Here is a 19,657-nt window from a genome sequence, read left to right on the forward strand (position 1 = left end):
TTTGGCTGGCCGCTGGCCGCTGACATTTCTTTTTGAGGACACAGACAATGAGTGATATCCCTGCCGACCTGCGTTTTGCCGAAAGCCACGAGTGGGCGCGTCTGGAAGCTGACGGCAGTGTGACCGTCGGTATCTCCGATCATGCCCAGGAAGCGTTGGGTGATGTGGTGTTTGTTGAGTTGGCCGAGGTTGGCGCCACATTTGAAGCCCAAGGCCAGGCGGGTGTGGTTGAGTCGGTTAAGGCTGCTTCGGATATCTATGCACCGGTTGCGGGCGAAGTGATTGCCGTCAACGACGAGTTGAGCGCAAACCCGGAGCTGTTGAACTCCGATCCGTACGGCGCCTGGATCTTCAAGCTCAAGCCAAGCAATCCGGCTGATCTGGACAAGCTGCTGAATGCTGCCGGTTACAAGGCTGCCATCGGCGAGTAAACGCAAATCCCACTGTGGAGCGGGTTTGCTCGCGAAGGCGGAGTGTCAGTCAATACATCAGTGGCTGGCCCACCGCATTCGCGAGCAAGCTCGCTCCTACACTGACCTGTATCAACCGTGGGCTTTCAGTACCGCTTTGACCGTCGCTACAACCCGCTCCACATCCGCCTTGGTCATCGGCGTGAACATCGGTAACGACACAATCAAACGCCCGACTTTTTCCGCCAACGGGAACATGCCTTCCTTGAATCCCCGTGCCCGATACAGGCTCAGCAGATGGATTGGCGGGTAGTGATAACCGACACCCACGCCGTGGGCCTGCATCTGTTCCATGAACGTGGCGCGTGCGGGCAGGTCGTCCTGACGCTCAGGCAGCACCAGTTGGAACAGGTGCCAGTTGCTGTTTTCAAAATCTGCCGGCGGTAATTGCGCGCCGTAGATTTGCTCAAAGTCACTACCAAAGCACTTGAAGTAATGACGAGCCAGTTCGCGGCGATGGGCCGTGACCTCCTCGATATGGGCAAACTGCCCCAAACCAATGGCTGCCGCGATATCGGTCATATTGAACTTGCCGCCCAACACGTCCACATCCAGGCCGTCGAAGCCACTGCGCGTCACGCCTTGCAGGCGGTATTTTTCCGCAAGCCGTGCTTCATCGGCGTTATTCAATACCAGGCAACCACCTTCGGAGCAGGTGATGTTCTTGTTGGCCTGGAAGCTGAACGACACCAGGTCGCCGGTGGCGCCAATACGTTGGCCGTTCCAACTGGCCCCCAGCGCTTGGGCGGCATCCTCCACGATACGTAAACCGTACTTGTCGGCCAGTGCGTAGAGCTTCGGCATATCCAGCGGCAGCCCAGCCAGGTAGACCGGAATAATTGCCTTGGTACGCGGCGTGATCGCGGCTTCCACTTGAGCGAGGTCGATATTGCGGGTAACGGGATCAATATCGGCAAACACCGCGGTGGCGCCCACCTCAAGAATCACGTTGGCCGTAGCCACCCAGGAAATAGGCGTGGTGATGACTTCATCCCCATGCCCTACACCGGCGATGCGCAAGGCAATTTCCATGGTGCAAGTGCCCGAGTTGAAGGTGCGTACCGGCCGGCCACCGAAGTATTCCGACAATTGCGCTTCAAACGTCTGCACCTTCGGTCCGCTGGTGATCCAGCCAGAGCGCAACACATCACCAACCGCCGTGATCGTGGCTTCATCAATGGTGGGTTTGGAAAAAGGTAGAAAAGGCAGTTGGCTCATGACGAGAAAGGCATCCGTTTCAAAAGGACCAGGCGTGAAAAACGCGTCGACCCCGCCAGGGTGACACGCAGTGACTGAATATAGCCTGTCATCCGTGAGCGAGTCGTCAATTGACGCGCGTAAAAAAGCCGCTTTAAAAAGCGGCTTTCTCATGAGGCGATGTTACTCGGCGGCAATGGCGTTTTTGGCCAGGATGGCGTTGGCCAATTCCATGTCAGTGGCTTGCAGGCCCGGGTTGTCCGCGCGCACTTTCTGCATGGCAGCTTCCAGGTAAGGACCACGGATGCCGCCGTCGCTGGCGACGAAGCTACCGGCGTCGTCCTGGGCGGCGACCACCAGTTTATGGTCCTTGAACGTCAGGTATGTCGAGCCGGTGGTGGCGCCCGACGAGATGATATTACGCCAGAAGCTATCGGCCATCGCCGAACCGACAGGAAGGGACAGCAACGCAAGGGTAGCGACAGCATATTTAAGACGCATGATGGATGACTCCGACTAGGTTATCTGAACCGTTTGATTCTGAATAACCCAGCCTAGTTCCGTGACTGACTAAACAGTTTCCACGCGTAAAATCACGCCGTCCTGGCTAATCACCCGAACATGGACCCCAGCGGGTGTATCAGGCCCGGTGACTATCCACACGCCATCGCTCACCTTTATTTTGCCCCGACCCTCGATGATTGCCTCGTGCACCAAAAAAGTGCGACCGATCAGCTCCGAACCGCGCATGTTCAGCCCAGGCTGATCGCTGGCCTTGGCGGCGCTGCGCTGGCGTTTCCACCAATACACCGCTGTCAGTATGGACAGCACGGCAAACAGCAGCAGTTGCAGTTCCAGCCCAAGTCCCGGGATCAGGAACTTGAGCACGCCTACGGCGGCGGCGGCGATCCCCATCCACAACAGGTAACCGCCGGTCCCGAACACTTCAAGGATCAACAGGACCGTGCCCAGTGCCAGCCAGTCCCAAAACGACAGATGTTGCAAGAACTCCCACATGACAAGTGCCTCAGGCTTTCTTGTTGTCGAAGGTGGCCTTGACGATTTCGCCGATACCGCCCACCGCGCCGATGACCTGGCTGGCTTCCAGCGGCATCAGGATCACTTTGCTGTTGTTGGCCGAGGCAAGTTTGCCCAGGGCATCAATGTATTTTTGAGCGACAAAGTAGTTGACGGCCTGCACGTTACCCGAGGCGATAGCTTCCGATACCACCTGCGTCGCTCGGGCTTCTGCCTCGGCCTGGCGCTCACGGGCTTCGGATTCAAGGAACGCTGCCTGACGACTGCCTTCGGCTTCAAGAATCTGCGCCTGCTTCTTGCCTTCGGCCGTCAGGATCGCCGATGCCCGCAGGCCTTCGGCTTCGAGGATCTGGGCACGCTTGATCCGCTCGGCTTTCATCTGGCCGGACATGGCCGCCATCAAATCCGCGGGCGGGCTGATGTCCTTGATCTCGATACGGGTGATTTTGATGCCCCACGGAGCCGTGGCTTCGTCGACGGTGCGCAGCAGTTTTTCATTGATGCCGTCACGCTGGCTGAGCATGGCATCCAGCTCCATGGAGCCGAGCACCGTACGAATGTTGGTTTGCAGCAGGTTACGGATGGCGTGTTCAAGGTTGTTCACCTCGTAGGCCGCCTGGGCGGTGTTGACCACCTGGAAGAAGCACACGGCATCGATCTGCACGGTGGCGTTGTCGGCGGTGATGACTTCCTGGGGTGGAATATCCAGCACGCTTTCCATGACGTTGATCTTGCGGCCGATGCGATCCATGACCGGAATAATGATGTTCAGGCCCGGCTTGAGCGTGTTGGTGTAGCGTCCGAAGCGCTCGACCGTCCATTGGTAGCCCTGCGGCACAACCTTGAAGCCCATGAAGAGGATGGCGATGGCCAAGCCTACGAAGAGGAGAAGAACGGCACCGGTCTGCATAACGATTCCTTGTCTGGATAGTGGCGGTAATACGGATTTTGTTGAGTGTAACGGGCTTGTCAGAGATAGGAACGGTTTACTCGCTCATCAATAAAGCGAAGGTGTTACTCGAAACACTTCTTCGAGGCTTGTCAGTCCCGCCGCCACCTTGTGCGCGCCCGCAAGACGCAAACTGTGCATGCCATCTTCGAGTGCTGCGCGGCGCAGCGCCTGGACGTCAGTCTCGGCGCTGACCAAGACCCTGGCTGCGTCGTTCATCAGCATGATTTCGTAGACGCCAGCGCGCCCGCGATAGCCGCTTTCGCGGCATTCCGCGCAGCCGTTGGCCCTGAATATCTGCGCTGGCAATGGAACCGGCCAAGGCTGTGTCACGCGTTGCCAGTCGTCATGGTTCACCGCGACAGGGCTTTTACAGTGAGGGTACAGCAGGCGCACCAGACGCTGAGCCATGACGCCGAGCAACGTTGCCTTGATCAGGTAATGGGGAATGCCCAGTTCCAGCAATCGGCTGATGGCGCTCGGCGCGTCGTTGGTGTGCAGGGTCGACAGCACCAGATGCCCGGTCAACGCCGCCTGGATCGCCATTTCGGCCGTTTCCACGTCGCGGATTTCACCGATCATGATGATGTCCGGATCCTGGCGCATCAGTGCGCGTATGCCGCTGGAAAACGTCAGGCCGATGTTGTGTTGGACCTGCATCTGGTTGAAGGCTGGTTCGACCATCTCGATCGGGTCCTCCACCGTGCACAGGTTGATCTCGCGGCTTGCCAGCTGCCTGAGGGTGGTGTAGAGGGTGCTGGTCTTGCCCGACCCGGTGGGGCCGGTGACCAGGATAATGCCGTTGGCCTGGCCGGTCATGTGCTGCCAGCGTTGTCGGTCGCTGGGGGAGAGTCCCAGTTGCTGGAAGTCCTTGAGCAGTAACAGGGGATCGAAGATCCGCAGGACCAGCTTTTCGCCGAACGCCGTAGGCAAGGTTGAAAGGCGCAGTTCCACTTCGCCGCCGCCCGGGCTTTTAGTCTTGACCCTTCCGTCCTGGGGTTTGCGTTTTTCGGCGACGTTCATGCGTCCGAGGCTTTTCAGGCGGCTGACCACCGCCGTGCTGACCTGGGACGGAAACTGATAGACGTCATGCAACAGCCCGTCGATGCGAAAGCGTACGCGGCCATGGTCGCGGGCGGGTTCGAGATGGATGTCGCTGGCGCGCTGGTCAAATGCGTATTGCAGCAACCAATCGACGATGTTGACGATGTGCGCGTCATTGGCCTCGGGTTCCTGGTCGATAGCGCCGAGGTTGAGCAGGTGCCCGGTGTTGGCCGTGGCGAGGATTTTGTGATCGGCGCCGCTGACTGACTTGGCCAGCCGGTAGAATTCCAGGGTACAGCGCCGGATGGTCGCGGGATTCGCCACCACGCGTTTGATGCGGCGCTTCAAGACATGCGCCAGGCCAGCTTCCCACGTGTGCAGGTAAGGCTCGGCGCTGGCGACCGTGACGCTATCGGCATCGAGGCCGACGGCGAGAATGTGATGGCGCTGGGCGAAGGCGCAGGACATCAGCGGCACCACAGTGGTTACGTCGATCTTCAGTGGGTCGATACGCAGATAGGGTTGATCAACATGGTTGGCCAGCCACTGCGTCAGCGTTTCCAGGGACAGGGACTGATCAGGGCGGGCAGGGTCGACGAGCGCTTGGCTGGCGAGCAGCTCCAGAGGGTGCACGTCGCGGGTGGGCAGGTCTAGCAATCGCGCGACCGTCGCTTCGGTGATCAGCCTGTGGGCGGTCAAGGCGGGCAGCAACTCGTTGAGGGTCAGCCGACGATCCTGGAGTGCTGGCTCAACGGTCATGGCGGCTGTCCCGGGCGGTCTTTAGGTAGCACCAAGGTTAGTCGCCCCTTGGCCGCGACCGCCCAGAATGGTATTGCAGGTTCTTACCGGGCCATCCGCCGCCACGGATGGCCAGAGGCTCTCGCGCTGTAGGGTTTTACAGCCGCAGCAAGGTCTTCCACGCGCGGTTCTGATAGACCGCAATCACCTGATGCATACGCGCATCCAGCGATTCGTCGGTGATCGGTTGGTTGGCCAATGCCGCCAACTTGTTCAACTCGCCGTACAAGCGATCCAGTTCCGGGATCTCCAGCAGCTGACGTGCATGGTGCAGCCAGGCTTGCAGGCGTTCGATGCGCGGCAGTTGCTCAGCCAGGTCTTCCGGCTGTTGCTGGTAGCGCGGCAGGCGCAGGGCGACGGCTTCGTCGGCCAGCAGGCGCGGCAGCCAGTTGGCGATCTGCGCGGCACCCTGGCGGTTGCCGCGTACATTGCGGTCCAGGCTCCAGGTGCGGGCCAGCAGCCAACGCGAGGTGTTCAGCGAGAACAAGCCCCAGCGCACATCGCTTAGCTCTTCGATGAACTGCTCGGGCGCGGCCTTGCGCACGTCTTCGTCCTCGTCGCCCGCCTGGACCAGCGGGCGCCAGTCTTCCAGCAGGGCATCCAGGGCGCTGCGCAGTTCGCTGGTGGTTTGGCGTGGGGCGGCTTGGCCGAGGCTGCCGATCAGGGCACGCAGTTCGGCGAGGTTCTCCACCCAATCCTGCAACAAGCGCCAGTGACCGTTGAAACGGTACTGCTCGGCCAGGCGCTGGCTACTGCCCAGCAAGTGCCAGGTCAGTGCGGCGAACACCTCGTCCAGCGGCATTTCCGCGGCCAGCACCGGAGCCGGCAGGCTCAAGGAGTAGCTGTTGGCGTCGAACAGGCGATAGCCGCGCTCGGCCTTGCTGATGTCACACGGCATCAGCGCCAGGGTCTGTGCCAGCTCGGCGGCGAGTTCCAGCAGGGCGGCCGGCTCGCCTTCGCGCAGCTCCAGTTCCAGCTCGCAGATTTCTTCTTTCTGCTTGCCGGCGATGACGTGACCCAGGTCCAGCGCCGCTTCGATCACCACCTTGGCCTTGCCACGGCCCCAAGCGATTTCGGCCCGTTCACGCACGAAATCCGTGGTGAAAATTGGCTTCAGGGTCTTTTTGTCGAGTTCGCTCAGTTGCTCGGGCCAGCATTCGCCGTCGAGCTTCTTTACGTCGAGCTTGGCTTTGGGCAGCTTCCAGTCGTATTCATTACGTTGCGACAAACCGGCGATGCTTTGACCGCGGGTCTTGAGGGTCTGGATCACTTCGTCGCCGTCACGGCGCAGGCGCAAGGCGACCTTGGCCTGGGCCAGGTCGCGCTGCGGGGTATCGAAGTACTGGTTCATCAACTCACGGCGTTCCCAGCCACTTTTGTTGCGTTTTTTCAGTAACGGGTGCTCACGTAGCGCGGCGAGGGTCTCGCGGCTGACGCGGAGCTTGATTTCGGTTTCTTTCTGCATGGCCGGAAAATCCAGGATCGGGAGCGCAGCCGGATAAATGTGTGGCTGCCAAGGTCGTGCAGTGTACAGGACTGAGCCCGGCAACGTGCCGCAACGGTTTATTGTGCGACGCAGATGGTTCTATGATGAGTTTCATCTGGAAGTGGAGAGACAGCGCATGCCTTTACCGTCGATGAAAGAACAGTTTGCCGCGCTGATCGCCGCGCCTTCGGTCAGTTGTACCCAGGCCTCTCTCGATCAAACCAATCGTCCGGTGATCGACTTGCTCGCCACCTGGCTCGGTGACTTGGGGTTTTCCTGCGATATCCAGCAGGTCAGCCCAGGCAAGTTCAATCTACTGGCCAGTTTCGGGTCGGGCCCTGGCGGTCTGGTATTGGCGGGGCATAGCGACACTGTGCCCTACGATGAAGCGTTGTGGCAGACCGATCCTTTGAAACTGACGGAAGTGGATGGCCGCTGGGTAGGACTGGGTAGTTGTGACATGAAGGGCTTTTTCGCCTTGGTCATCGAAGCCGTATTGCCGCTGTTGGACCAACCTTTCAAGCAACCGCTGCTGATCCTCGCCACCTGCGATGAAGAAGGCTCCATGGCCGGCGCCCGTGCCCTGGCTGAAGCCGGTCGTCCGTTGGGGCGTGCGGCGGTCATCGGCGAGCCAACCGGCCTCAAGCCCATTCGCCTGCACAAAGGCGTGATGATGGAGCGCATCGATATTCTCGGGCGCAGCGGTCATTCCTCGGATCCGCGCCTGGGTCACAGCGCCCTTGAAGCGATGCATGACGCCATGGGTGAGTTGCGTGGCCTGCGCCTGGCCTGGCAACGGGAATATCGCAACGCGCAATTCAGCGTACCGCAACCGACCTTGAACTTTGGCTGTATCCATGGCGGCGACAACCCCAATCGCATTTGCGGCCAATGCTCCCTGGAGTTCGATTTGCGGCCCTTGCCGGGCATGGATCCCGAGGTATTGCGCGCCGCTATTCGACAGAAACTGGGGCCCGTTGCCGAGCACCATCAGGTGCAGATCGAATACGCGCCACTGTTTCCCGAAGTACCGCCCTTCGAGCAGCCTGAAGACGCAGAACTGGTGCGCGTGGCGGAACGTTTGACCGGTCATCGCGCCGAAGCAGTAGCGTTTGGCACCGAAGCACCTTATCTTCAGCGCCTCGGGTGTGAAACCCTGGTGCTTGGCCCCGGCGATATCGCCTGCGCCCACCAGCCGGGCGAATACCTTGAAATGTCACGCTTGACGCCTACAGTGCGTCTATTGCGGGAACTGATTGAACATTACTGCCTCAAGCCTGCATAAATTAACCCCACCTCATCCCGTACATAAAAGGAGAGCGAGCGTGTCGCCAAGCCTGTTCCGACGATAACCATCAGCCCGCTGTGCGTTTAGCGATTCATCCTTTTTTGGCTGCTTTTTATTACAGGCCCAGGTTTTATGCCCGAATACGTCAATTGGCTTCGTCACGCTTCCCCTTACATCAATGCCCACCGCGACTGCACCTTTGTGGTCATGCTGCCGGGTGATGGTGTGGACCATCCGAACTTCGGCAATATCGTCCACGACCTGGTGCTGCTCCACAGCCTGGGCGTGCGGCTGGTGCTGGTCCACGGTTCGCGCCCGCAAATCGAAACCCGCCTCGCGGCGCGCGGCCTGACCCCGCATTACCACGAAGGAATGCGCATCACCGATGCCGCGACCCTGGAGTGCGTGATCGACGCGGTGGGCCATCTGCGCATAGACATCGAAGCGCGCCTGTCGATGGACATGGCGTCATCGCCGATGCAGGGCTCACGCCTGCGGGTCGCCAGTGGCAATCTGGTGACCGCGCGGCCTATCGGCGTGCTGGACGGCATCGACTATCACCACACCGGCGAAGTGCGCCGGGTCGACCGCAAGGGCATCAATCGTCTGCTGGATGAGCGTTCCATCGTGTTGTTGTCTCCCTTGGGCTACTCACCGACCGGGGAAATTTTCAACCTGGCCTGTGAGGATGTCGCGACCCGTGCGGCGATTGATCTGGGGGCAGACAAGCTGCTGTTGTTTGGCGCCGATCTGGGCCTGATCGACGAAAATGACCGGTTGGTGCGTGAATTGCGCCCGCAGCAGGTACCGGCGCATTTGCAGCGCCTTGGCAGCAACTATCAGGCCGAATTGCTGGATGCCGCCGCCCAGGCGTGCCGGGGTGGCGTGGGCCGCAGCCATATCGTCAGTTATGTCGAGGACGGGGCTCTGCTCACCGAGCTGTTTACCCGGGACGGCGGTGGCACCCTGGTGGCTCAGGAACAATTCGAACTGGTACGCGAGGCAGCGATTGAAGACGTCGGTGGCTTGCTGGACTTGATCAGTCCGTTGGAAGAACAGGGCATTCTGGTGCGCCGCTCCCGGGAAGTGCTGGAACGCGAAATCGAGCAGTTCAGTGTGGTGGAACGCGAAGGCATGATCATCGCCTGTGCCGCGTTGTATCAGATCGCCGAGTCGGACGCCGGCGAGTTGGCATGCCTGGCGGTCAACCCGGAGTATCGTCACGGCGGGCGTGGTGATGAGTTGCTCGAACGTATCGAGACCCGTGCTCGCGCCCAAGGCTTGAAGACGCTATTCGTGCTGACGACGCGCACTGCCCACTGGTTCCGCGAGCGGGGCTTTGTGCCCAGCAGCGTGGATCGCCTGCCGTCCGCCAGGGCTTCGTTGTACAACTTCCAGCGCAACTCGAAAATCTTCGAAAAAGCCTTGTAAAACCCCAGCCACGATAGGGACGAGCCCCGCGTCCCTGCCGCTGGTGTGCTTCTGCTCGCCCACAAAACCTCCCCGCGACCCGCGCCAAATAGTGCGGCAACACGTACATTTGAAAAAAATGTGAGCGATCCGAAAACTGTAACAAATTGACGAAAGGATGCGCGTTTGGCCATGATGGTGTCGCGTTTTTGATCGTGAGTGACGTATGCAGCAGTGCATTCACGCGAAGCGATCTAAAAAACGGCCAAAAAATACCCTTCAGAAATCAGCGTATGGCGCGATACCCCATTGCGGGCCTATCGTCTCATGGTGTGCCTTATTCCTGAATTGAATGAAAAAGAGCGGAATTATTCCTTTCGGAAGTATGGAAGTCTTATTACCCTGCAAGGACCCAATAAACGGTGATTAGACGAAGGTCGTAGACACTCATGCTTACGATTGACTTGTCAGTCACTATCTGGCGCTAATCGCGCATCTGTGGATCGAGGGCGTCAGACCCGAGACCAAAGAACTACAAAAATTAGAAACGAGAGGAGCGGTACATGAAGAAGTCCACATTGGCGTTGGCTATTACGGTAGCTGCGTTGGCTCAGCATGCTGGGGCAGCAGGCTTTATCGAAGACAGCAAGGCATCGGTGAGTTCCCGGACCTTGTATTTCAATAATGATCAGCGTGAAAACGGCGGGGCTGATCAGCGCGAAACGGCCACCGGCCTGAAGTTCAATTACCAGTCGGGTTTCACCCAAGGCACCGTTGGTTTTGGTATTGATGCTCAAGCACTCGTCGGTATTCACCTGGACGGAGGTCGCGGCCATCACCCGGACAATAACTCCTTCGTTCCAAGTGACACCGATGGTTCGGCTGTGAGCAACTGGAGCAGCGCGAGTGCCAACGTGAAGGCCCGCTTCTCCAAGACCGAAGCGCATCTGGGTGGCGCGCTGGCACCGAACCTGCCGATCCTGGTAGCGAGCGACGGTCGTCTGTTGCCACAGACCTTTGAAGGCGGCACGGTCACCTCCAAGGAAATCGACAATGTGACCTTCAACGCCGGTCAACTCGAGCATGCCACTGGCCGTGCCTCGAGCAACAGCACTGGCCTGTCGGTCAACGGCGCGACCCAGGAAAGCAACCAGTTCCGGTTTGGCGGCGCTGACTGGAAAGTCACCAAAGACCTGACGCTGCAGTACTACTACGCCAACCTGGAAGACTTCTATAAGCAACACTTCCTGGGCCTGGTTCACGTCTATCCGATCGCCGAAGGTCAATCGTTCAAGACCGACGTGCGCTACTTTGACAGCAGCTCCGACGGCAAGAATGGTCAGGCTGGCTATCAGTTCAACAACAACGGCGGTTACGCGAAAGACGCTGGCGAGGTCAATAACAAGACCTGGAGCGCCATGTTCACTTACACCTTGGGTGGCAGTGCGTTCCTGTTGGGTCACCAGCGCGTCAACGATGATGGCGGTTTCGTCTGGTTGAACCAAGGCAGCGTGGTCGACGGCAATGGTCGTAACGAAGGTGCCGGTGGCTCGAGCTTCTACCTGTTCACCGATAGCATGATCAACTCCTTCGTACGTGCGGGTGAAAACACCACGTTCGGCCAATACTCCTATGACTTCGCGGCATTGGGCGTTCCAGGCTTGAAAACCTCGATTGCCTACCTGCATGGCGACAACATCAAAGCCAAGAACGGTGGCAGCGACCAGTCCGAGTGGGAGCGTGATATGCGCATTGACTACACCATTCAACAAGGCGCACTTAAAGGCTTTGGTACCACGTTGCGTCACGGTGTCTACCGTGGCAGCGGCACCGGTATCAACGACCAGGATCAGACTCGCCTGATCTTCAACTACACCTACAGCTTCCTGTAAGTCCGGTTGATAAAAAACCTCGCGCTATCGCGGGGTTTTTTTTGGGGTGGATTTCTATATTTCTTTTTGATCTAAATAAATCGATATTTATTCTTTTTAATTTGTTTTTGTCGCAGGCACAGTAGGCTCTATAAGCACTTCATCAGGAGCCAAACCATGAGCCTCAGACTGGGTGATATCGCCCCCGACTTCGAACAGGATTCCAGCGCCGGCAAGATTCGTTTTCACCAGTGGCTGGGCGATAGCTGGGGCGTACTGTTTTCCCATCCGGCGGACTTCACGCCGGTCTGCACCACTGAGCTGGGCTTCACCGCCAAGCTCAAGGACGAATTTGCCCGGCGCAGCGTCAAGGCCATCGCCTTGTCCGTGGACCCGGTGGACTCCCATCACAAGTGGATCGAAGACATCAACGAAACCCAAGGCACCGTCGTCAACTTCCCGATTCTGGCCGATGCCGACCGAAAGGTCTCCGATCTGTATGACCTGATCCACCCGAACGCCAGTGACACGCTCACGGTGCGCTCGCTGTTCGTGATCGATCCGCACAAAAAGATTCGCCTGACCATTACCTACCCGGCCAGCACGGGCCGTAACTTCCACGAAATTCTGCGGGTCATTGATTCGCTGCAACTGACCGACCACTACAAAGTCGCGACCCCGGCCAACTGGCAGGACGGTGATGAAGTGGTGATCGTGCCGTCGCTCAAGGACGAGGAGGAAATCAAACAGCGTTTTCCCAAGGGGTATCGGGCGGTGAAACCTTATCTGCGGCTTACCCCCCAACCCAATCGCTAAGGCGCGCCACGTCGCGAACCGCTGACACGTGCTCAAGGAATTTCATACATGCTGGTTGTAACACTTGGTGGCAGTCCCAGCCAACGCTCCCGCTCCGGGGTGCTGCTGGATCATTCCCGACGCTGGTTGCAGCAACAAGGTGTCGAAGTGGTGAGTTATCGGGTACGGGACTTCCCGGCCGAGGACTTGCTGCATGCACGTTTCGACAGCCCGAAAGTCCTCGACCTGTTGCAGCAAGTGGCCAACGCCGATGGCTTGCTGATTGCCACGCCGGTATACAAGGCATCGTTTTCTGGCGCGCTGAAAAGCATTCTCGACCTGCTGCCCGAGCGTGCGCTGGCGCACAAGGTTGTATTGCCCATGGCCACGGGCGGCAGCATTGCGCACATGCTGGCGGTGGACTACGCGTTGAAGCCGGTGCTGTCGGCCTTGAAAGCCCAGGAGTTGCTTCATGGGATTTTCGCCGAAGACAGCCAGATCGCTTATGGCGAAGGCAGTCAACAGGCGCAATTGGTGCCGGTGCTCGAGCAACGCTTGAGCGAAGCCCTGGAGCAGTTCTACAGCGCGTTGGCCCGTCGCCCGAAACCACTTGATCCGCACGTGTTGAATGAACGTTTGTTGAGTGCTCGCTGGAGCATTTGAGCCGTACCCTGATTCAGTAACCCTCACCTTACTCAGCCGCCAACGGCCAAGCAGGTGCAGCCAGAACCCTTATCGCTATTTGGAGAGCGCCATGCGCACTGTCATCTTGCGTCGGGGACTGGTCGCGCTGTTTGCCGCGGCTGTGTCCTTTGGCGTCATTGTTCAAGCACAAGCGGCCGAGACCCTGCGTATCGGCTATCAGAAATACGGCACGCTGGTGCTGCTCAAGGTAAAAGGCACGCTGGAAAAACGCCTGGCCGAACAGGGCGTTCAAGTGCAATGGACCGAGTTTCCTGGCGGTCCGCAGTTGCTGGAAGGGCTGAATGTCGGCTCGATCGACTTTGGTGTGACCGGCGAAACGCCCCCGGTCTTCGCCCAGGCAGCCGGCGCCGATCTGCTCTACGTCGCCTATGAACCGCCTGCGCCCACCAGCGAGGCAATCCTGGTACCCAAGGCGTCGCCGATCACCTCGGTGCAGGGCCTCAAGGGCAAAAAAGTCGTCCTCAACAAAGGTTCCAACGTGCATTACCTGCTGGTGCGCGCCCTGGAGGATGCCGGCCTGAAATATACCGACGTACAGACTGTATTCCTGCCCCCCGCTGATGCTCGCGCCGCCTTCGAGCGTGGCAGTGTCGACGCCTGGGTCATCTGGGATCCGTACCAGGCGGCCGCCGAGCAGCAGCTGCAGGCCCGCACCCTGCGTGACGGCAGCGGCCTCGCCGATAACCATCAGTTCTACCTGGCCACTCGGCCTTACGCCGAAAAACACCCGGAGGTGGTCAAGGCGCTGGCGGAAGAAGTGCGCGCCGTCGGCGATTGGGCCAAGGCCAACCCGCAAGAGGTAACCGCCCAAGTTGCCCCGCTGCTCGGCCTGCCGATCGATGTCACCCTGACTTCGATGCAGCGCCAAGGCTTCGGTGCGTTGTTCCTGACCCCGGAAGTGATCGCGGCGCAGCAGAAAATCGCCGACAGCTTCTACCAACTCAAATTGATCCCCAAGCCCTTGAGCATCAAGGACGTGATCTGGACGCCACCTGCGTCCGTTGCCAAAGCGCCGTAATTCGCCTTTTTCAGGAGACAACTCCATGAGCCTCAATATTTTCTGGTTCCTGCCCACCCATGGTGATGGCCATTACCTTGGCACCACTGAAGGCGCGCGCGCCGTCGATCATGGTTATTTGCAGCAAGTGGCCCAGGCGGCGGACCGCTTGGGTTTTGGCGGCGTGTTGATTCCCACCGGACGCTCTTGCGAAGACTCGTGGCTGGTGGCCGCGTCGCTGATACCGGTGACCCAGCGCTTGAAATTTCTGGTTGCCCTGCGTCCCGGGATTATTTCTCCAACGGTGGCTGCGCGTCAGGCGGCGACCCTGGATCGACTCTCGGGTGGGCGGGCGCTGTTCAATCTGGTGACCGGTGGTGATCCTGAAGAACTGGCCGGTGACGGCTTGTTTCTCAGCCATGAAGAGCGGTATCAGGCGTCAGTGGAGTTCACCCGTATCTGGCGTCGGGTGCTGGAAGGCGAAACCGTGGATTACGACGGCCAGCACATCAGCGTCAAAGGCGCCAAGCTGCTCTATCCACCGGTCCAGCAACCGCGTCCGCCCCTGTACTTTGGTGGCTCGTCCGAAGCGGCCCAGGACCTGGCGGCCGAACAAGTGGAAATGGTCCTCACCTGGGGCGAACCACCGGAGGCCGTAGCGCAGAAGATCGAGCAGGTAAGGGCCAAGGCCGCGAAGCTGGGGCGCACCGTGCGCTTTGGCATACGCCTGCATGTCATCGTGCGCGAAACCAATGATCAAGCCTGGAAAGCGGCTGACAAACTGATCTCCCATCTGGACGACGACACCATCGCCCGGGCCCAGGCTTCACTGGCGCGCTTTGACTCGGTTGGCCAGCAACGCATGGCGGCCTTGCATGGCGGCAGTCGCGACAACCTGGAAGTCAGCCCGAACCTGTGGGCCGGCGTTGGCCTGGTGCGCGGCGGCGCGGGAACTGCCCTGGTCGGTGATGGCCCGACGGTTGCGGCGCGAGTCAGGGAGTATGCAGACCTGGGCATCGATACCTTCATCTTCTCCGGTTATCCACATTTGGAGGAGTCATATCGGGTGGCGGAGCTGCTCTTCCCACACCTGGATATCGAACGTCCCGAGTTGCCGAAAAGCGGTGGTTATGTCAGCCCGTTTGGCGAGATGGTAGCCAACGACATTCTTCCCAAAGCTGCGGCACAGAGCTGAGGTTTTGATGAGTATTCAACGCATTTCTCATCGACTGGCGCCGTGGGCCTTGCCGCTGCTGTTATTGGCGGTATGGCAGTTGTCGGTGTCGGCGGGTTGGCTGTCGACACGGATTCTGCCAGCGCCTGGCGCGGTGATCGAGGCCGCTATCAACCTCGTGCGCAGCGGCGAAATATGGACACATCTGGCCATCAGTGGTTGGCGTGCCGGGCTGGGCTTTGTCATCGGCGGCGGGATCGGCTTGGCGCTGGGGTTTATCACTGGCCTGTCGAAGTGGGGCGAGCGTCTGCTGGACAGTTCGGTGCAGATGATTCGTAACGTGCCGCACCTGGCGCTGATTCCCTTGGTCATTCTGTGGTTCGGCATCGATGAAACGGCAAAGGTATTCCTGGTCGCGCTCGGCACGCTGTTTCCGATCTACCTCAACACTTACCACGGCATTCGTAACGTCGATCCGGCACTGGTGGAAATGGCCCGCAGCTACGGCCTGTCCGGGTTCAGCCTGTTTCGCCAAGTGATCCTGCCGGGTGCCTTGCCATCGATTCTGGTGGGCGTGCGTTTTGCCCTGGGCTTTATGTGGTTGACGCTGATCGTGGCGGAGACCATCTCGGCCAGTTCCGGTATCGGTTACCTGGCGATGAATGCCCGGGAGTTCCTGCAAACCGATGTCGTGGTGCTGGCGATTGTGCTGTACGCCGTTCTTGGCAAGCTCGCAGACCTGGCGGCGCGTGGCCTGGAGCGAGTCTGGCTGCGCTGGCATCCGGCGTATCAAGTCAGTAAAGGAGGTGCGGCATGACGGCTCAACAACCTCCGCGCCTGTTGCGAGGCATCCCGCTGGCGGTGCGCCAGTTGCGCAAGTCATTCGGCACGCGCGAAGTGCTCAAGGGCATTGACCTGCATATTCCGGCAGGCCAGTTCGTGGCGGTGGTCGGCCGCAGTGGCTGTGGCAAAAGCACATTGTTGCGCTTGCTGGCCGGGCTGGATAACGCCAGTGGCGGCGAGCTGCTGGCCGGCTCCGGGGCACTGCATGAAGCGCTTGAAGACACGCGGTTGATGTTCCAGGAGGCACGTTTGCTGCCGTGGAAAAAGATCATCGATAACGTTGGCCTGGGACTCAAGGGTAATTGGCGGCCTCAGGCGCTTGATGCCTTGGAAGCGGTCGGCCTCGCCGAGCGTGCCGATGAATGGCCCGCCGCCCTGTCCGGTGGGCAAAAGCAGCGCGTTGCCCTGGCGCGTGCGCTGATCCATCAACCACGTTTGTTACTGCTGGACGAGCCCTTGGGTGCGCTGGACGCCCTGACTCGGATCGAAATGCAGCAACTGATTGAAAACCTGTGGCGCAAGCATGGCTTCACCGTGCTGTTGGTAACCCACGACGTCAGCGAAGCCGTTGCTATCGCCGACCGGGTGATCCTGATCGAAGACGGCGAAGTCGGCCTCGACTTGCACATCGACCTGCCGCGCCCACGGGTTCGTGGCTCGCACCGCCTTGCGGCCCTGGAAACCGAAGTACTTAACCGTGTGTTGTCGTTGCCTGGCACCCCGCCAGAGCCGGAACCTGTTTCACCGCTGCCTACGCAACTGCGTTGGGCTCAATAACTCACTTGTCCCTGAAGGAAGAACACCATGACTATTAAAGCCATCAACGTGCGTAACCAGTTCAAAGGCACCATCAAGGAGATCGTCGAAGGCGACGTGTTATCGGAAATCGATGTGCAGACCGCGTCCGGTATCGTCACGTCGGTGATCACCACCCGCTCGGTCAAAGAGCTGGAATTGGTGATTGGCAGTGAGGTGATTGCGTTCGTGAAGTCGACCGAGGTGTCGATTGCCAAGTTGTAGTTGCTGTTTCTGGTGAGGGTTGCGGGGGGCTATGGTGTCCTCCGCGCCGGGGGCGGCGCCCTGTAGGAGCGAGGGGGTGCCTAGCCCTTGCTCGCGAAGATCGTTAACGATGGCGCGGGAAATCTGGCCCCCGAGGCGATCTCAGGTTTTTCGCGAGCAAGCTCGCTCCTACAGCACCCGCTTGGGCAAAAACGCCGGCAGATAGAGTCCCACATACGCATCGAACACCCGCATTCCTTCCTCCGCCATGCGCGGCGTGATCTGCCCGTGCTGATGCACTGAGCGCGCATACACGCGGTCGCTCAACTCCAGCGCCAGGGCAAACACATCGACATCGGACGGCAACGTCGGCACTTCAAAATGGCGGTTGAATACGGCCAGCATCAGATCGCCCAATTCCAGATCATGCTGGCGGTCCGCCTGGGTCACTTCGGTAAGGCCATGCTGGGCAAGGATCAACTGGCGGGCGGCGGCGTCCTTGCTGTAGATGGTCAGCATGCGCAACTCGACCACGCGAGAAAGGTCGCGCCAGTGCTGGATTTTGTCGTGATCGATGGGCGCCTGCAGGGCTGCGCGGAAGGCCGCATGGACGTCGGCGGTCAGCGCTTCCAGCAAGGCCGGCACGCTGGCGAAAAAGTGATACACCGACGACGGTGGAATCTGTGCGCGCTCAGCCACGCTATAGATCGACAAGCTGCCCACGCCTTCGGCGGCCAGCAAGGTGCGGGCGGCGTCGAGTATCGCGTCGATCCGGGCCTGGCTGCGGGCGCGGGGTTTGCGAGGGGCGGTGGGGCGGGATGTCATTGAAGTCTCCTACAAGGCAGCGCGCATTGTATGAGCAGGAAACGGTGTTGTCTGCCAGGGCCTCATCGGGAGCAAGCGTGGTCTTCCGGAATAAACCCATAAAAAAACGCCGCCGACCCAAGTCAGCGGCGTTCCTTTTAGCGGGAGCAAGCGCTTACACGGTATGCAGGTACCAGTTGTACTCAAGGTCGGAGATGGAGTGCTCGAACTCTTCCAGCTCACTTTCCTTGCAGGCGACAAAGATATCGATATATTTCGGATCGATGTACTTGGCCATCACCTCGCTGTCGTCCAGCTCGCGCAATGCGTCGCGCAGGTTGTTCGGCAGGCTCTGTTCGTTCTGCTCGTAGCTGTTGCCTTCCACCGGTGCGCCGGGTTCGATCTTGTTGGTCAGACCGTGGTGCACGCCCGCCAGGACCGAAGCCATCAGCAGGTAAGGGTTGGCGTCGGCGCCGGCCACACGGTGTTCGATCCGCACCGCATCGGCGGAGCCGGTGGGTACGCGGATCGCCACGGTACGGTTGTCCAGGCCCCAGCACGGCGAGTTCGGCACGTAGAACTGTGCGCCGAAACGGCGGTAGGAGTTGACGTTGGGGCACAGGAACGCCATTTGAGCGGGTAGGGTCTCCAGCACACCGCCGATTGCGTGACGCAATGCGGCGTTCTGCTCGGGATCCTCGCTGGCAAAGATGTTCTTGCCTTCCTTGTCCAGGATCGAAATATGCACGTGCAAACCGTTGCCTGCCTGGCCCGGGTAAGGCTTGGCCATGAAGGTAGTGTCCATTTCATGGTCGTAGGCAATGTTCTTGATCAGGCGCTTGAGCAGTACGGCGTAGTCGCAGGCCTTGATCGGATCGGCCACGTGGTGCAGGTTCACTTCGAACTGGGCCGGGGCGCTTTCCTTGACGATTGCATCGGCCGGAATGCCTTGCTCTTTTGCACCTTCCAGAATGTCCTGGAGGCAGTCGACGTATTCGTCGAGGTCGTCGATCAGGTAGACCTGGGTCGAGTGCGGGCGTTTGCCGGAGATCGGCGAGCGAGGCGGTTGAGGCCGGCCGTTCACGTTCTCCTGGTCGATCAGGTAGAACTCAAGCTCGAAGGCTGCGCAGATGGTCAGGCCGAGCTCGTCAAACTTGGTCACGACTTGCCGCAGCACTTCGCGCGGATCGGCGAAGAAAGGTTCACCTTCAAGTTCGTGCATGGTCATCAGCAATTGCGCGGTAGGACGCTTTTGCCAGGGCTCATTGCACAGGGTGTCAGGGATTGGATAACAGATTCGGTCAGCATCACCGATATCCAGACCCAGGCCGGTACTTTCCACCGTCGAGCCATTGATATCCAGGGCAAATAAAGAGGCAGGCAAGTTAATGCCCTTCTCGTAAACCTTGTGGAGGCTGGTGCGTTCGATGCGCTTGCCGCGCACCACACCATTCATATCCGCAATTAGAAGGTCTACGTACAGAACCTCAGGATGATCCTTAAGGAACGCGTTCGCTTCGTTAAGCTGAACGGCACGCGGGGGTACCGACATGATGCAACACCTTTGTTGTTAAAAATATCAATCATTGATCTTCTCTGGTTTCAGTCAACCCGAACGGCTTGCCGAAGTCAAGCGAGGCCTTTTTTGCCCTAAAAAAGCGCCACAAGGGCATTTTTGAGGCGGTTTGGGGCGCTTTTAGCTGATTGAGGGGCTTGGGACCTGCGACGTTGAGCGGGCCGTATTGTATTTTTTACGGGGGTGTTGTGTTAAAAAATGAACAAGGCTAAG

General features: G+C 59.4%; 19 protein-coding genes. 11 read left to right on the forward strand and 8 right to left on the reverse strand.

The genetic code is table 11. The features are described from left to right. Positions 1–47: 47 nt before the first annotated feature. Entirely contained in the window at positions 48–431 is a 384-nt protein-coding gene (gene gcvH, locus BLU75_RS24135; RefSeq protein WP_084378656.1) for a glycine cleavage system protein GcvH, read from the forward strand. A 111-nt stretch (positions 432–542) separates the two neighbouring features. Here gcvH and BLU75_RS24140 read toward each other — a convergent pair whose 3' ends face one another. The 6 genes from BLU75_RS24140 to BLU75_RS24165 form a co-directional block, all read right to left on the reverse strand. Further along, positions 543–1,688 (reverse strand): DegT/DnrJ/EryC1/StrS family aminotransferase, encoded by a 1,146-nt coding sequence (locus BLU75_RS24140; RefSeq protein WP_084378655.1) that lies wholly within the window; start codon positions 1,686–1,688, stop codon positions 543–545. A 162-nt stretch (positions 1,689–1,850) separates the two neighbouring features. Beyond that, a complete protein-coding gene (locus tag BLU75_RS24145; protein WP_084378654.1) occupies positions 1,851–2,168 on the reverse strand; it encodes a DUF2388 domain-containing protein in 318 nt (105 codons plus the stop codon). A 69-nt stretch (positions 2,169–2,237) separates the two neighbouring features. Continuing rightward, positions 2,238–2,684, reverse strand: a complete 447-nt coding sequence (locus BLU75_RS24150; protein ID WP_084378653.1) for an NfeD family protein — start codon at positions 2,682–2,684, stop codon at positions 2,238–2,240. 10 nt (positions 2,685–2,694) lie between these two features. Continuing rightward, complete coding sequence (locus BLU75_RS24155; RefSeq protein WP_084378652.1) at positions 2,695–3,615, reverse strand: SPFH domain-containing protein; 921 nt, start codon at positions 3,613–3,615, stop codon at positions 2,695–2,697. An 87-nt stretch (positions 3,616–3,702) separates the two neighbouring features. Continuing rightward, the gene (gene tfpB / locus BLU75_RS24160; protein WP_084378651.1) at positions 3,703–5,457 is read right to left on the reverse strand and encodes a type IV pilus assembly ATPase TfpB; all 1,755 of its coding nucleotides are present in this window, start codon (positions 5,455–5,457) and stop codon (positions 3,703–3,705) included. A gap of 136 nt (positions 5,458–5,593) precedes the next feature. Next, the gene (locus BLU75_RS24165; RefSeq protein ID WP_084378650.1) at positions 5,594–6,961 is read right to left on the reverse strand and encodes a CYTH domain-containing protein; all 1,368 of its coding nucleotides are present in this window, start codon (positions 6,959–6,961) and stop codon (positions 5,594–5,596) included. A 157-nt stretch (positions 6,962–7,118) separates the two neighbouring features. On the opposite strand from BLU75_RS24165, the gene argE reads away from it, so the two are divergent. The 10 genes from argE (at position 7,119) to BLU75_RS24215 (ending at position 17,085) form a co-directional block, all read left to right on the forward strand. Then, positions 7,119–8,267: an acetylornithine deacetylase gene (gene argE / locus BLU75_RS24170; protein WP_090221577.1), complete on the forward strand. Its 1,149-nt coding sequence runs from the start codon at positions 7,119–7,121 to the stop codon at positions 8,265–8,267. A gap of 135 nt (positions 8,268–8,402) precedes the next feature. Next, entirely contained in the window at positions 8,403–9,701 is a 1,299-nt protein-coding gene (argA, locus tag BLU75_RS24175; protein WP_084378648.1) for an amino-acid N-acetyltransferase, read from the forward strand. Positions 9,702–10,243: 542 nt separating this feature from the next. Continuing rightward, positions 10,244–11,572, forward strand: a complete 1,329-nt coding sequence (locus BLU75_RS24180; protein ID WP_090221578.1) for an OprD family porin — start codon at positions 10,244–10,246, stop codon at positions 11,570–11,572. A 156-nt stretch (positions 11,573–11,728) separates the two neighbouring features. Further along, positions 11,729–12,367, forward strand: a complete 639-nt coding sequence (locus tag BLU75_RS24185) for a peroxiredoxin (RefSeq protein ID WP_084378646.1) — start codon at positions 11,729–11,731, stop codon at positions 12,365–12,367. Positions 12,368–12,415: 48 nt separating this feature from the next. Next, positions 12,416–13,009, forward strand: coding sequence for an NADPH-dependent FMN reductase (ssuE, locus tag BLU75_RS24190; RefSeq protein WP_084378645.1), 594 nt, complete (start codon positions 12,416–12,418; stop codon positions 13,007–13,009). A 91-nt stretch (positions 13,010–13,100) separates the two neighbouring features. Beyond that, positions 13,101–14,069 (forward strand): sulfonate ABC transporter substrate-binding protein, encoded by a 969-nt coding sequence (locus BLU75_RS24195; protein WP_090221579.1) that lies wholly within the window; start codon positions 13,101–13,103, stop codon positions 14,067–14,069. Positions 14,070–14,094: 25 nt separating this feature from the next. Beyond that, positions 14,095–15,243, forward strand: a complete 1,149-nt coding sequence (gene ssuD / locus BLU75_RS24200) for an FMNH2-dependent alkanesulfonate monooxygenase (RefSeq protein ID WP_084378643.1) — start codon at positions 14,095–14,097, stop codon at positions 15,241–15,243. A 7-nt stretch (positions 15,244–15,250) separates the two neighbouring features. Next, positions 15,251–16,039: an aliphatic sulfonate ABC transporter permease SsuC gene (gene ssuC / locus BLU75_RS24205; protein WP_084378642.1), complete on the forward strand. Its 789-nt coding sequence runs from the start codon at positions 15,251–15,253 to the stop codon at positions 16,037–16,039. Continuing rightward, positions 16,036–16,842, forward strand: a complete 807-nt coding sequence (ssuB, locus tag BLU75_RS24210) for an aliphatic sulfonates ABC transporter ATP-binding protein (protein WP_084378641.1) — start codon at positions 16,036–16,038, stop codon at positions 16,840–16,842. The genes ssuC and ssuB overlap by 4 nt, the downstream gene beginning before the upstream one ends. Before the next feature lie 27 nt (positions 16,843–16,869). After that, the gene (locus BLU75_RS24215) at positions 16,870–17,085 is read left to right on the forward strand and encodes a TOBE domain-containing protein (protein ID WP_003213899.1); all 216 of its coding nucleotides are present in this window, start codon (positions 16,870–16,872) and stop codon (positions 17,083–17,085) included. Positions 17,086–17,253: 168 nt separating this feature from the next. Here BLU75_RS24215 and BLU75_RS24220 read toward each other — a convergent pair whose 3' ends face one another. Together BLU75_RS24220 and BLU75_RS24225 are read right to left on the reverse strand one after the other, a co-directional pair. Further along, entirely contained in the window at positions 17,254–17,889 is a 636-nt protein-coding gene (locus tag BLU75_RS24220; protein ID WP_084378640.1) for a TetR/AcrR family transcriptional regulator, read from the reverse strand. A gap of 154 nt (positions 17,890–18,043) precedes the next feature. Beyond that, complete coding sequence (locus tag BLU75_RS24225; RefSeq protein ID WP_084378639.1) at positions 18,044–19,420, reverse strand: glutamine synthetase family protein; 1,377 nt, start codon at positions 19,418–19,420, stop codon at positions 18,044–18,046. Positions 19,421–19,657: the final 237 nt, after the last annotated feature.

It is taken from the genome of Pseudomonas mucidolens, assembly GCF_900106045.1.
GTDB lineage: Bacteria > Pseudomonadota > Gammaproteobacteria > Pseudomonadales > Pseudomonadaceae > Aquipseudomonas > Aquipseudomonas mucidolens.

What these genes read in the sequence shown, in the direction of transcription:
- tfpB (WP_084378651.1), bottom strand. Translation starts at nt 5,457, where the DNA reads ATGACCGTTGAGCCAGCACTCCAGGATCGTCGGCTGACCCTCAACGAG.
- ssuB (WP_084378641.1), top strand. Translation starts at nt 16,036, where the DNA reads ATGACGGCTCAACAACCTCCGCGCCTGTTGCGAGGCATCCCGCTGGCG.
- BLU75_RS24180 (WP_090221578.1), top strand. Translation starts at nt 10,244, where the DNA reads ATGAAGAAGTCCACATTGGCGTTGGCTATTACGGTAGCTGCGTTGGCT.
- BLU75_RS24140 (WP_084378655.1), bottom strand. Translation starts at nt 1,688, where the DNA reads ATGAGCCAACTGCCTTTTCTACCTTTTTCCAAACCCACCATTGATGAA.
- BLU75_RS24155 (WP_084378652.1), bottom strand. Translation starts at nt 3,615, where the DNA reads ATGCAGACCGGTGCCGTTCTTCTCCTCTTCGTAGGCTTGGCCATCGCC.
- argA (WP_084378648.1), top strand. Translation starts at nt 8,403, where the DNA reads ATGCCCGAATACGTCAATTGGCTTCGTCACGCTTCCCCTTACATCAAT.
- argE (WP_090221577.1), top strand. Translation starts at nt 7,119, where the DNA reads ATGCCTTTACCGTCGATGAAAGAACAGTTTGCCGCGCTGATCGCCGCG.
- BLU75_RS24145 (WP_084378654.1), bottom strand. Translation starts at nt 2,168, where the DNA reads ATGCGTCTTAAATATGCTGTCGCTACCCTTGCGTTGCTGTCCCTTCCT.
- BLU75_RS24215 (WP_003213899.1), top strand. Translation starts at nt 16,870, where the DNA reads ATGACTATTAAAGCCATCAACGTGCGTAACCAGTTCAAAGGCACCATC.
- BLU75_RS24220 (WP_084378640.1), bottom strand. Translation starts at nt 17,889, where the DNA reads ATGACATCCCGCCCCACCGCCCCTCGCAAACCCCGCGCCCGCAGCCAG.
- gcvH (WP_084378656.1), top strand. Translation starts at nt 48, where the DNA reads ATGAGTGATATCCCTGCCGACCTGCGTTTTGCCGAAAGCCACGAGTGG.
- ssuD (WP_084378643.1), top strand. Translation starts at nt 14,095, where the DNA reads ATGAGCCTCAATATTTTCTGGTTCCTGCCCACCCATGGTGATGGCCAT.
- BLU75_RS24225 (WP_084378639.1), bottom strand. Translation starts at nt 19,420, where the DNA reads ATGTCGGTACCCCCGCGTGCCGTTCAGCTTAACGAAGCGAACGCGTTC.
- BLU75_RS24165 (WP_084378650.1), bottom strand. Translation starts at nt 6,961, where the DNA reads ATGCAGAAAGAAACCGAAATCAAGCTCCGCGTCAGCCGCGAGACCCTC.
- ssuE (WP_084378645.1), top strand. Translation starts at nt 12,416, where the DNA reads ATGCTGGTTGTAACACTTGGTGGCAGTCCCAGCCAACGCTCCCGCTCC.
- BLU75_RS24195 (WP_090221579.1), top strand. Translation starts at nt 13,101, where the DNA reads ATGCGCACTGTCATCTTGCGTCGGGGACTGGTCGCGCTGTTTGCCGCG.
- BLU75_RS24185 (WP_084378646.1), top strand. Translation starts at nt 11,729, where the DNA reads ATGAGCCTCAGACTGGGTGATATCGCCCCCGACTTCGAACAGGATTCC.
- BLU75_RS24150 (WP_084378653.1), bottom strand. Translation starts at nt 2,684, where the DNA reads ATGTGGGAGTTCTTGCAACATCTGTCGTTTTGGGACTGGCTGGCACTG.
- ssuC (WP_084378642.1), top strand. Translation starts at nt 15,251, where the DNA reads ATGAGTATTCAACGCATTTCTCATCGACTGGCGCCGTGGGCCTTGCCG.